The 13541-nt window shown below is 29.8% G+C and carries 10 protein-coding genes and 1 pseudogene; all 11 read left to right on the top strand.

The window, feature by feature from the left end; genetic code table 11:
- Nucleotides 1-886 precede the first annotated feature (886 nt).
- Nucleotides 887-1315, top strand: a complete 429-nt coding sequence (locus N4A57_RS03230) for a hypothetical protein (RefSeq protein WP_293656101.1) — start codon at nt 887-889, stop codon at nt 1313-1315.
- A complete protein-coding gene (locus tag N4A57_RS03225) occupies nt 1315-4032 on the top strand; it encodes a P-loop ATPase, Sll1717 family (protein ID WP_293656100.1) in 2718 nt (905 codons plus the stop codon). The genes N4A57_RS03230 and N4A57_RS03225 overlap by 1 nt, the downstream gene beginning before the upstream one ends.
- Before the next feature lie 211 nt (nt 4033-4243).
- Nucleotides 4244-4321 (top strand): annotated as a pseudogene (locus N4A57_RS18635) (group II intron maturase-specific domain-containing protein); the annotation flags it as partial.
- 435 nt (nt 4322-4756) lie between these two features.
- Nucleotides 4757-5977 carry a hypothetical protein gene (locus N4A57_RS03215; RefSeq protein ID WP_293656099.1) on the top strand — a complete coding sequence of 407 codons (1221 nt, stop codon included), beginning with the start codon at nt 4757-4759 and terminating at the stop codon, nt 5975-5977.
- A 146-nt stretch (nt 5978-6123) separates the two neighbouring features.
- A complete protein-coding gene (locus N4A57_RS03210) occupies nt 6124-6828 on the top strand; it encodes a response regulator transcription factor (RefSeq protein WP_293656098.1) in 705 nt (234 codons plus the stop codon).
- Nucleotides 6818-8287, top strand: a complete 1470-nt coding sequence (locus N4A57_RS03205) for a sensor histidine kinase (protein ID WP_293656097.1) — start codon at nt 6818-6820, stop codon at nt 8285-8287. The genes N4A57_RS03210 and N4A57_RS03205 overlap by 11 nt, the downstream gene beginning before the upstream one ends.
- A gap of 136 nt (nt 8288-8423) precedes the next feature.
- Nucleotides 8424-9269 (top strand): DMT family transporter, encoded by an 846-nt coding sequence (locus N4A57_RS03200; RefSeq protein WP_293656095.1) that lies wholly within the window; start codon nt 8424-8426, stop codon nt 9267-9269.
- 245 nt (nt 9270-9514) lie between these two features.
- The gene (locus N4A57_RS03195) at nt 9515-10441 is read left to right on the top strand and encodes a metal ABC transporter solute-binding protein, Zn/Mn family (RefSeq protein ID WP_330671432.1); all 927 of its coding nucleotides are present in this window, start codon (nt 9515-9517) and stop codon (nt 10439-10441) included.
- Nucleotides 10442-10453: 12 nt separating this feature from the next.
- Nucleotides 10454-11203 (top strand): metal ABC transporter ATP-binding protein, encoded by a 750-nt coding sequence (locus tag N4A57_RS03190; RefSeq protein ID WP_330671431.1) that lies wholly within the window; start codon nt 10454-10456, stop codon nt 11201-11203.
- Nucleotides 11204-12352 carry a metal ABC transporter permease gene (locus N4A57_RS03185; RefSeq protein WP_330671430.1) on the top strand — a complete coding sequence of 383 codons (1149 nt, stop codon included), beginning with the start codon at nt 11204-11206 and terminating at the stop codon, nt 12350-12352. It begins immediately after the preceding gene.
- Nucleotides 12345-13472 carry a metal ABC transporter permease gene (locus N4A57_RS03180; RefSeq protein ID WP_293656089.1) on the top strand — a complete coding sequence of 376 codons (1128 nt, stop codon included), beginning with the start codon at nt 12345-12347 and terminating at the stop codon, nt 13470-13472. The genes N4A57_RS03185 and N4A57_RS03180 overlap by 8 nt, the downstream gene beginning before the upstream one ends.
- Nucleotides 13473-13541 lie beyond the last annotated feature (69 nt).

The raw sequence follows: 13541 nt of genomic DNA, 5'->3' as shown, positions 1-13541 counted from the left end.
TGAAACTATCTTTAAGTTTTTTAGATATATCAGAAATAACAACTGATTCTGCTAATATTATTCCAATAATTATATACACTAGGTTTTTCAACCTCTTTGGGGTTATGGGTAAAATTGCATATAGCATTTTTTCTAATTCTGATGTAATATATTCTTGATTATTTGTCATAGTCAAGCTCCTTCCATATAAGTTTTGCCGAACTTATATTTTAAAGGATGACTATGACTTTTTTCTACACTTTTTTAATGATAATTTAAACCTTGGATAGTAATTCCTTTTCACTGTCCGTAGGTCAGATCGGCGAGTAATACATTTTGATGATGTTTTTATTAGTTCTAAGTTATTCTTTATAGTTTCTCATACTACGTTGTCAAAAGGGACAGCTGTGGTAACTCGGGGGCATAGACAAGAGCAGAATGAGAAGAATGTTCTAGGGAGAAACACTGCATTATTGACTAAAAAAATCACTGATAAAGAATTTCCTAAACCGTGCGTCGGAGGTTCGATTCCTATCGGGTGCGCCATGTATAAGCCTTGTTTTCCTTAGGGAAGATGAGGTTTTTTGTTTTGATGGGGATGGGTGATTGTTAGCAGGTTGTGGTCGTAGCTACGTCGTTCGTCGTGGCAGAAGAGTGAGAATATGTTGGTAGAATCAAGGTAAGATTGGTATATTCCAAAAAAATTTAGGGCAAAATGAATTTAAAATAATAAACAGTAAACTGTATCATAAGGGCGATTTTGGTAGTAAGAATTGTAGATACGGGATTATTAGAGATATTATATAATTATATTATAGGAATAAAGGATGATATATTTTATTAAAACTTTAAATATTTATATATAGTATAATAATAAGTAGAATACAGGAACAAAGGGGGAAACGGATTGAGAGATAACTATATGGATACTGCATATCGTATGTATGAAGATGTAGAAGTACTTATAAATAATGATAGGTGGTTTAATTGTTGTTATTTATCAGGATATGTTTTAGAATGTTATTGCAAATTGGTTTTAAATAATGCTATATCTGAAGGGCTTATTACAAATAGGTCCGTAAGGAGGTATTCTCATAGGGTGATGGATATGGAAAATGATTTGAGTATGATATTATTATCAGAAAATCAGCTAGCTACATATTGTTTGGATTTAAATTCAGAATGTAAAGAGTTATTATCAGGATGGACACCGAATAATAGGTATAATGGAAATGAAAGTAGTTGGAACGAAAAAGATAAAGCAATTAAATATAAAGAAGAATGTGATATATTAATAGAACAAATTATGCGAATGCAGTTAGATGGGGTGATATAATGATTCATTTTGATGAAATAAAGGATAAAATAATTAATATCATAAGAAATTTAACTAGAAAAAAAAGTAATTATTATATTATAAGGGATGTTTTTGGAAGGATAGGCATTTACATATTAGGAGAAGATAATATTGATAAAATAAGAAATGAAATTACACGAGAGTTAGGATACGAGTGGATAAATACTGTAAGGAGTATTAGAGAATCAGATATGATTTTCAGAGAGTTATCTAATACAACAGAACAAATAAGTGAAAATTTGTATTATGGAGAACGTCAATTGGTAAAAAAGACATGGAAAAATAAGAAGAAATCTAATATTAGTATTAATGGTAAAGTAATAACATTTTATTCATATAAAGGTGGATTAGGAAGAACAACAACATTGATGCTAACAGCATTACAATTAGTCCGAAAAGGAAAGAAAGTAGTAATTGTAGATTTTGATTTAGAAGCACCGGGGGTCGCTACCCTATTAAAACCAGAAAACAATCAATATTATCCTAAATATGGAACAATTGACTTTTTATTAGAAAGTACAAATTATTCATCAAGTGTAAGTCAGATAGATATAGATGAGTATATATATTCTATCACATCAAAAAAATTAACCGGATTATCTGGTGGAGAATTATTTGTAATGCAAGCCACCAACACGAATGATATGAAATGTGATGAATATTTTCAAAAAATATCTAGAGTTGATTTTGCAACTCCTCAGTATACAAAAAGTAAAAATCCAGTAGAATTATTACTTAATAGTATAGATAAAAGATATTCACCAGACTACATATTAATTGATTCAAGAGCGGGAATACATGATATAGGTGGAATTACACTAACTAAATACACTGATGAAGTAGTATGTATTTTCTATGGAAATGATCAGAATATCTTTGGGATGAATTTTGTATTGCCCATAATTGTTGAAGAGAATATTCCTTTTTACTTAATTAATTCACCTGTACCACTTTCAGAAGAGGAAGCAGAAGAAGAGAGAAATATATATTTACAGAGTAGCATGGAAATTCTTTGTAAATGTGGATACTACAAAAATAATATTCCGGATGTACTAGATGAAAGTGCTGAACATTTTCCATTGGATATTAAATATAATATTGAAGCAACTATAATAAACTCCGAAAATAGAATTCAAGTATTACTAGAGAATGAAGGTACAAATAATATTTATTATAAATTGGCAGAAAAACTGGATAGTGAATCAAAGGTAGCCATAGAAAGTGATGATACTTTATTAGATAGGAAAAAAATATTAGAAGAAGTAGAATGTATTACTCCAGGAGAAACACCATCATCCGAAAATGAATTTAATAGTGTAGAAGATTTAAGAAAAGGATTTTATCCACTGAAGGATTATAAGTATATTTTTGATAATAACAAATTCTTAGTCATAGGTCCAAAAGGAAGTGGAAAAACAGCATTATATTCAGTACTAAAATATCCAGAATATGCCCGTGCATTGGCAAAATATGTAGATGTATCAAGTCGTGATATAGATAAGACGGAATGGATAGTGGGATTAGGTATTGGCAAAGAATTTCCTTTAAGCGATAATTTTGAAGTGATAGCCGAAACAAAAGATATTAGATTTTATAGAAAATATTGGCAGTGCTTAATCGTAAAAGTATTAAAGAAGTATATAAAGGAGTATATTAAAGATATTCCAGAGGTAATAACAAATATTATTGAAAGCAGATATAGTTTGTTTAGTGATATTATAAACAATAACAGAAATTTGTCAGAGATCATTCTAGATATATTACATAATTTGGATCAAAAACTAGAAGAAAACGATAAATTAATTATTATAACATATGATTATTTAGATGTTACATTAACTAAAAAATATAGAGGAGATATGATAGCAGCACTTATAAGCTTATGGTTTGAAAATATACCACGATTAGATAGGATAAAGGCAAAGATTTTTCTAAGAGAAGATATATTTAAATTTGAAGTAAAAGATGGTGTAACTGACAAGGCTAAACTTAATAATTATACAGCTAATATTGGATGGACATATGAGTATTTATTAGCCATGGTATGGAAAAGAATTGTTGAGAATAGTAGAAATTTGGCTGGTGTATTTGAAAGGAGCTTAAGTAAAGAAGGTTATAGTTTACCAAAATATGATGAATATATAGGTTTTGTTCCGCTACCTAACAGCATTACCAACAAGATCATATTAAAGAAACTTATAGGAGAAAAAATGGGGAAAGGAAATAAAGCATATACTTATAATTGGATATTTTATAGGTTAGCAGATACTAATGATAAGATAAAACCAAGAAGTATATTGAAGCTTTTTTCAATGGCTGCTAAAAATGAACTGGCAGATATCCCTAAAAACGATGGCACTAATTATTCGATTATCAGACCAAAATCATTAGAAAATTCAATTCAACAAGTTTCTGAAGATACACTTAGGGATTTATCAGAAGAATATAGTGAATATGAAAATATATTTAATTCCCTAAAGAATCATTATTCTCAATTTCCTATAGATGAAGAAAATTTAAAAGATGCTCTAATAAAATGTGGTATAGATGAGAATAATGTAATAACGGTGATATATCAATTGAAAGAAATTGGAGTATTGAAAGAATACCAGAGAAGGAAAAGTGATCCAATTAGATATCATATTCCAGATATATATTTAAAAGGAATGGGATTATCAAGAAAGGGATATAGGTAGTATGTATCTACTATAAAATTTCATCTTCATATTTAATAGATATGGATTTAATATGTAGAAACTGGTAGCACTAAAATTTAAATATTTGAAAATAGTAGCTATCCGCTTGTGCTTGGGCTACTATTTTTTGTGTGCCCAGCATGGGTGTAATCTATAGGGTGAAAGTCCCGAACACCGAAGGTGGTATAGGTGTTAGCCAAGAGTAAGAAAGCTAAAAGAGAAAATTCAAGGCTGGATAAATTATTTCAAAATAGCTAATATGAGAAGTATAGCTAAAGGACTAGATTAATGGTGAAGAAGAAGGATACGTCTGTGTATATGGAAGAAATGGAAAAGAATTAGAACAAGATTCAGAGAACTTAAAAAGAGAGGACTATCTAAACAAAAGGCATGGGAATATGCTAATACAAGAAAAGGCTATTGGAGAATATCAAATAGTCCAATTATGCATATAGAATATAAAGATAAAGACCTAGAGAATCTAGGTCTAATCAGTATAAGAAAATATTACGTTAAAATTTGTTAGTTCTTATTAAATCGCCGTATACCGAACCGTACGTACGGTGGTGTGAGAGATAGGTAGATAAAATAATTATCTACCTCCTACTCGATTGAGGCATTTCTTTGGATGGAAAAGTTTACATCTTGGAAACATTCCCTTTATTCTTTAGAAAAGAAGAATAAGTATAATCTTAATATAAAATAATTTATAGGGGGAAAAAATATGAAATCAAAATTAAGAAAAAAGATAGTATGGATAACCTTATTAGTAGCTGTGGCAGTATGTGGTGTAACGGCTTGTGGAATTAATAAAAAAGAGAAAAACGTTGTAGTACTTGAAAATCAGCAAAAGGAGATTGAACATATATTAGCCATTAAAAAAATTGATAACATCGGCAACTTTAGAGGAGTACGTTGGCTTGAAAATGGAAATATTTTAGGAATAAAAAATGCATATGCTTCATTTGAAGATAAAGAAGCTTGCAATATTTGTATATATGATGTAAAGACAGGAGAATTTAAAAATTTAAGCTATAATCAGGATAAAGGTGACATATGGTTATCTGTACTAGATATTACAAAAGATGAAAGATATTTATTATATGATAAGTTAATGGGTTTTAGGAGTTATGATCAAAGAAGAAATCTTTATGTGATTGATTTAAAAACTGGAGAAGAAAAGAAAATAGAAGATTTAGCAAGTGCTACAACTACGTTTGTAGATGAAGAAAAAATCATTGCTGCAAAAGGAATGAAACTATATACGTATGATGTTGATGGCAATAAAACAGAAATTAAGCTTCCAGAAGAGATGGTTGAAAAAATGAAAGATTATAGTAGATTTAACTTTGAAGAGGATCTAAAACAACGTGAGATGAGTAATGGAGGGCCTTTTGATGAGGAAACGATTCAAGGAATAAAAGAAGACTATCAATACCATAAAAATAATAATGAAATCATGGTAATCAATAAAAGCGGTGATGAAATTTATGTGGGGACCTATAATCGAATTACCTTTGCCTATAATTTAAAAACCAATGATTATAAAGAATTAACAGAGGAAGAGGCTAAAAAGGTTTATCATCATAAAAAAAATACTCAAAATATAGTTAGAGTAGAAAAAAATCATGAAGGAGAAGAGGAAATTTGGGAATTGGATGAAAATGGAACACATAAAAGGCTGATTGCAAAAGGAAATTTCCATGGAAGAAGAATTACTGTTTCACCAGATCATACGAAAGGGGTATATTGTATGAAGGGGAGAATGGGAGAAAAGAATTTATTTGTTTATGATTTTGAAACAGGAAAAAGTATTAAAATTTTTCCGCAAATCATTGGAAATGCAGTTTGGAATCCTTCTTCAAATAAATTTTTTATGAGAATACCAATGCCTACAAAAGATAAAAATACACACTATATTACAAGTATAGTTACTTTAAATTAAGATTATATACTTAATGACTTCTATTTAAAAGGAGAGTATTTGTGCTCTTCTTTTTACTTTTTAAAATGATGCTATAAAAAATATTATGATAGAATATAGTAAATATACTAATATATTACATACATACAAAAAAGGGGGAGAAGAGCATGGAAATAAAAATACTTGTAGTAGATGATGAAGAAAATATAACAGATACAATTGCTTATGCCCTAAAGCGTGAACAATATACAGTATATACAGCTTATGATGGGAAGGAAGCACTAGACAAAATACAAAAATTTCACCCAGATATATTGATTCTTGATGTAATGATGCCAAAGCTTAGTGGATATGACGTGTGTAAAAAAATAGGATATAACACCAATATGGGTATTATCATGCTTACAGCTAAAAATGATTTAGTGGATAAAGTATTAGGTCTTGAACTTGGAGCAGATGATTATATGACGAAACCGTTTGATCTATTAGAGCTTCTCGCAAGGGTGAGATCCTTGAGTCGAAGAATAAAAAAAGCACAAAGTGATATGGAAAAAAATTATGATGATGAAATCCTCAAAGTTTATGAAATAAAAATATGTTTAAAGGAAAGAGTTGTTTATATAGAAGATGAGATAATAGATTTTAAGCCCAAGGAATTTGACCTTTTAGCATTTTTGGTTAAAAACAAGGAAAGAACTTTTTCAAGATATGAAATACTGGATAGGGTCTGGGGGCAAGATTATTTTGGAGGAACAAGAACCATCGATATACATATCCAAAGAATCAGGAAAAAGCTTGGAAAATATAGTGAGATTCTAAAGACTATGCCCAAAATTGGATATAAAGCAGTGGGGAAAATATATGAAAAATAGTATAAAAATAAAATGGACTATATTCATTATTTTATTACTTATTTTTAATCTTTCTATTATAAGTTTTTCTATGTTAAGGGGTATTGAGAAGAATCAAAGAGATGCTTATGAAGCATTTTTAAAAGACAATAGTAAAACGGCAAACCTTTATATAAGAGAAAAATTTCTTTCAAGTGAAGAGAAGGATTTTGAAAAATTTTATAGTGAAAATGCAGAAGGTCTTGTCTTGGATTTAGGCAAAATACTAGATTTATCTATTGCCCTTTATGATAGGAAGGGAAAAAAGATAGGGAGTATACATAATGATGTAGAAGATGAGAAAAAGCTAAAAATAATGGATAAGGCTCTTCATAATAAGATTGTATATGAAAAAAATGGCCAAAAAATCGTGTATTTAGCTCCCATGTATGATTTTGAAAAACAAATTGGTGTATTAAAATTTGAATATTATACACAAAAAGAAAGAAACTTTTATGAAGATATGAAAAAACTTTTTTTTCAAGTTGGAACTACGTCAATTCTCATGACTTATTTAATGGCACATTTGTACTTTTCAAAAGTTGTTCATAACATATTGAATCTTAAAAAATCTGTAAAAGAAATTGAAAAAGGTAATTATGAAGATGTAATGATTTTAGATGAAAAGGATGAGTTTGGTGATTTGAGTCGCGGTATTTATTTCATGTCTAGTAAAATAAAAGAAAATATCCATGAAATCAATGATGAAAAAGAAAAACTTCAGCTTGCTGTAGAAAAACTTCAAAGTCTGGAGAAACAGCAAAAAGAATTCATAGGAGATATTACCCATGAATTCAAAACGCCTTTAACAATAATAAAAGCACAAATAGATTTGATGACTCTTTATAAAGATGATGAAGATATGATTGGCAAGTCAAAAGAGATAGCAGAAAAGGAATTAAAAAGATTAGATAGTATGGTTGAAAACATCCTTTACTTATCTAAACTTGAAAAATATGATTTTGAATTGAAAAAAGAAAAAATATGTACGAAAAAACTTCTTATGGATATATGTCATAGAATGGGTGGAAAAGCTTCAAAATTTGGAATTGAAATGATAACAGATCTTCAAGAGGCTTATATTTTTATGGATGCTGAAAGCTTTATGCAGATTTTTATAAACCTTATAGACAATGGAATAAAATATAATGTAAATGGGGGGAAAATATATATAAGAAGCTATGTAAAGAATGATAAAAACTATATTGAAATTGAAGATACAGGAATTGGAATACCTAATGAACATAGAAGAAAAATATTTGAACCTTTTTACACTGTAGATAAAAATAGGTCCAAAAAATTTTCTGGAACAGGTCTTGGACTTTCTCTTGTAAATAAGCTTGTGAAAAGGCAAAAAGGAACCATACGCCTTTTAGATTTTAAAGAAAGAACTCTCTTTGAAGTTGTATTTCCTATTTATAATAAAAAAATTAAGATGTGATGAAAAAATCTTTATGTTAGGCATATTCAAAAAATACATTAGGTACTAAGATATAAACTATAGAAAATTATTATCATTTATGGGATAATAAATTAGTTCATAAGAGTGTATAACCAAAGTATATAGGAGGCAAACAATGACTGATAAAAATAAAGGGATTATGGCTATGATAATCTCTGCACTTGGTTTTGCAATAATGGGAGGATTAGTCAAATTAATAGGAGACATACCAGTAATACAAAAATCTTTATTTAGAAATGGTGTTACAATGATTATTACATTTATTATGATCATATATTCTAAAGTAGATATTAGAGAAATTAAACATCATAAACTTCTATTATTACGTTCTAGTTTAGGTACCATAGGGATTCTACTTAACTATTATGCCATAGATAATTTGATTTTATCGGATGCCAATATTATAGGTAGGTTAAGTACATTCTTGGTTATTATTTTTTGTTTTATTTTCTTAAAAGAGAAAGTTAGTTTTAAACAGATAGGGGCTATTATTGTAGCTTTTATCGGCGTATTATTTATTGTTAAGCCTCAATTAACAATTCGACCAGCCTATATAGTTGCCATTTTAGGGGCCGTAGCAGCTGCATTAGCTTATACGGTACTTAGAGTTGTTGGACAAAAAGAACATTACTTGTCCATTGTTATGTATTTTTCAACTTTCTCTACCCTTGTTCTACTGCCATACGTAATTTTTAATTTTGTAGAAATGAGTGGAATACAAATTATTTATTCAATACTTGCTGGTGTTGGGGCGTGTGTAGGCCAATACGGTTTAACGGTGGCATATAAGTATGCACCTGCAAAGGAAATATCTATTTATAACTATTTTGGTGTTATATTTTCAGCAATATTTAGCATGGTTATATTTGAACAATATCCAGACATCTTAAGTATAATTGGATACTTAATTATATTTGGAGGGTCTTTATTTATGTTTTTAGATAAGAGATACAGTTCATGAAAACATGAAAATTATCCACTCATTTAGGGGAACTGACTAGTTTATTTTTTTCATATACCTAATATAGATTAGTAATAAATTTATTAATATGTTTATAATGTAATAAATCCAGTGGATATTCTACTGGATTTTTATTTTTTATTAAAAGAGAATAAATTATCAGATAAAAGTTATAAAAGAGGAACATAAATCATATAAGATGAATATGATAATCATTATCAATGGAAAATAAGGAGGAGATGTCAATGAGAAAGCATATTTTAATCTTATTTGTATTGTTAAGTATGGTGATTACAGGTTGTGGCAATCAGGAGATTTCAAAAGATGATGGAAAAATTCACATTGTAGCTACTACTACTATGTTAGCGGACGCAGTTAAGATAATAGGAGCAGACCAGGTTCAAGTAGAAGGTCTAATGGGTCCTGGGATAGATCCTCATTTATATAAGGCTAGTGCAGGAGATGTTGAAAAAATGAATCAAGCAGAGCTCGTTATTTATAACGGACTTCATTTGGAAGGTAAGATGGGAGAAATATTTGAAAATATGGAGAAACAAAATAAAAGAATTCTAGAAATAGGAAAAGGACTACCAAAAGATCAACTCATTGAGGCAGAAAGTAGCCCTGGTAATTATGATCCACATATTTGGTTTAATGTGGAACTTTGGATAAAGGCAGTAGAAGAAATTGAAAAGACATTGAGTAATTTTGATAAAGAACATGCAGCATTATACAAAGAAAATACAAAAAATTATGTGAATGAATTAAAAGAGCTTCATGAATATGTACAAAAAAGAGTTGAGGAAGTGCCAAAAGAAAAAAGAGTATTAATAACAGCCCATGATGCATTTAATTATTTTGGAGATCGATATGGATTCCAAGTGAAAGGACTTCAAGGGTTGAGTACAGCAACTGAAGCTGGAACTGCAGATGTGAAAAATCTAGCAGACTATATAGCTGAGAATAAAATACCAGCCATATTTGTAGAATCTTCAGTGCCTGTTAAAAATATAAAAGCATTACAGGATGCAGTAGCTGCTAGAGATTTTAAGGTAGAAATAGGGGGAGAGCTGTTTTCTGATTCTTTAGGAGATCCTCATAGTGAAGAAGGTACTTATATAGGAACGGTAAAACATAATATCAATACCATAGTAGATGCATTGATAAAATAGAGGAGGATGAGAATGGATAAGATAGCAGTTCAAGTTAATGACTTAACTGTAGCATATGACAAAAAACCAGTCTTATGGGATATTGATTTAGAAATACCTTCAGGAATTTTGATGGCCATTGTAGGACCTAATGGTGCAGGAAAATCAACCCTAATAAAAACTATGATCGATTTAATTAAACCTCTCACAGGGAAGACCCTCTTTTGGGGAGAAGATTATAAGCTAAATAGGAAAAGGATCGCTTATGTTCCTCAAAGGGGGAGTGTGGATTGGGATTTTCCTACGAATGTATTAGATGTGGTAACTATGGGAACTTATGGAAAGCTTGGTTGGATCAAACGTCCAGGAAAAAAAGAAAAAGAAAAAGGGATTCAAGCTTTAGAAAAAGTAGATATGCTTTCTTATTCTCATAGACAAATCAGTCAATTATCTGGAGGTCAACAACAAAGAGTATTTTTAGCCAGAGCTTTAGTACAGGATGCAGATATATATTTTATGGATGAACCATTTCAAGGAGTAGATGCTAAAACAGAAAAAGCTATTATTAAGCTTTTAGAAGAATTAAAAGATAGGGGAAAAACAGTTGTAGTGGTACACCATGATTTACACACAGTGCCAGAATACTTTGATTGGGTAACTTTATTAAATACGATCATAATAGACTATGGTCCTATCAAGGAAGTATTTACTGAAGAAAATCTGAAAAAAACCTACAAAAGTGCTATTGATGCTTTTTATAAGAATCATGGGGAAGTGATTTAAATGGATTTACTACTCAACACATTTTCGGATTATACCTTAAGAATAGTTGCATTAGGTTCAGCCTTATTAGGAATTACTAGTGGTGCAATAGGCTGTTATGCTGTATTAAGAAAACAAAGTTTAATTGGAGATGCCGTATCCCATGCTGCCTTGCCTGGGATTGGCCTATCCTTTTTATTCATAGGATCCAAGAATACAGAATGGTTATTATTAGGAGCTTTTATTTCAGGATGGATAGCTACATTTGCAATAGGGAAAATCAATAGATTGAGTAGAATAAAATATGATAATGCCTTAGCCATGAGTTTAGCTGTATTTTTTGGATTTGGTTTAGTAATTCTAACATATATTCAAAAAATCCCCAATTCTAATCAAGCAGGATTAGAAAAATTTTTATTTGGGCAAGCGTCGACCTTATTACAAAGAGATGTGGTTCTTATGGGAGTAGTAGCATTTTTCACATTACTTCCTATTATACTCTTTTGGAAGGAATTTAAACTCCTTAGTTTTGATCCTAGTTTTGCAGATACAATAGGATTTTCTACAAAAAAATTAGATATATTATTAACTACATTAATAGTAATATCTATCATTGTAGGCCTACAAACAGTAGGGGTTATACTAATGAGTGCTATGCTAATTGCTCCAGCAGTAGCTGCAAGGCAATGGACAGATCGATTATCTGTGATGGTTATATTATCATCTATTTTAGGAGCTATAGCAGGAATTTGTGGAACTTTTATAAGTTCATCAATTAGAAACATGCCTACAGGACCTATTATTGTAGTAGTAATCACCATAATTGTATTTGTATCATTACTAGTAGCACCTAACAGAGGCTTAGTATGGAAAAAAGTGAGAGAAGCAAAAAATAAAAAAGAAATAAGTAGCAATAGAATATTAAATATCTTATATGTATTATCTTTAAAACATGAAGATTCCTATCATCCTCATGATTTAGATACCATTATCCATGGTCAAAATCGTATAAAGTACTCTAAAAAACATTTGAGAGAAGAATTAAACAAGTTAAAAATATCTGGATTAGTTCATGAATATGAAAGGAATTTATGGGCAATTAATGAAAATGGTATTGATAAAGTCAAAGGGTTAGATTATTTAGATAGGAGGGAAAGTTACCATGCTTAGTCCTCAAATAGAAATACAATTAATAGCTATAGTTGTAGCTGTAGCTTGTGTGATTCCAGGGGTATTTTTAATATTAAGAAGAATGTCTATGATGTCAGATGCCATAAGTCACACGATTTTATTAGGAGTTGTGTTGGGATTCTTTATAACCCATGATCTTACTTCTCCACTATTAATATTAGGTGCTGCACTGATGGGGACTATAACTGTTTATTTAGTAGAATTCATTTATAAAAGCAAGTTAGTTAGTGAAGATGCATCTATTGGTCTAATATTTCCCTTTCTGTTTAGTATAGGTGTCATATTGATTAGTATGAATGCTGGGGATGTACATTTAGATACAGATGCTGTATTATTAGGAGAAATTGCATTTGCACCCTTTAATAGATTCATTGTTGGAGGGAAAGATATAGGGCCTAAAGCTTTGTATATAATGAGTAGTATTTTGATTTTGAATATGATTTACTTAATATTATTTTATAAAGAGTTAAAGATATGTACTTTTGATGAAAAATTAGCTGTAGTTTTGGGTTTTTCTCCAATATTTATTCATTATTCCTTGATGACATTAGTATCCATCACTGCAGTAGGTGCTTTTGATTCTGTGGGAGCAGTTTTAGTTGTAGCTTTTATGGTTGGGCCTCCTGCAACAGCTTATTTATTGACAGACGATTTAAAGAAAATGATATTTTTAAGTATAGGAATAGGAGGATTGTCTTCTGTATTAGGATATTGGACCGCAGTTTTTTTTGATGTGGCTATAGCAGGTTCTATGGCTTTAATGGTAGGTGTTACTTTTTCTATAGTATTTATTTTAGCACCTAATAGAGGACTAGTATCTATTATGAACATGAGAAAAAAACAGAAATATACCTATGGGATTATTTCTTTTTTGATCCATATTATCAATCATGAAAATACACATATTGAAGAAACAGAATCTTCTATTTATACTATAAAGGATCATCTAGGGTGGGATAAGGTATTTTTAGATGAGATAATAAATAGATCTAAAGAAAATCAATATATTACAATCAATGAAGACGGAATTATAAAATCTACATTAAGTGGAAAAGAATATGCTTTTTTTAATTATTATGATTTTGTGGAAAGAGTATAGTTAAACACATAGGAACAGTCACATGAGTTATTAAATGATTCACCTCAATAGAGAGATAATTCATATTGA

The sequence above is a fragment of the Anaeromicrobium sp. genome, from assembly GCF_025210435.1.
GTDB lineage: Bacteria > Bacillota > Clostridia > Peptostreptococcales > Thermotaleaceae > Anaeromicrobium.
This window is presented reverse-complemented; position numbering and strand designations above follow the sequence as displayed.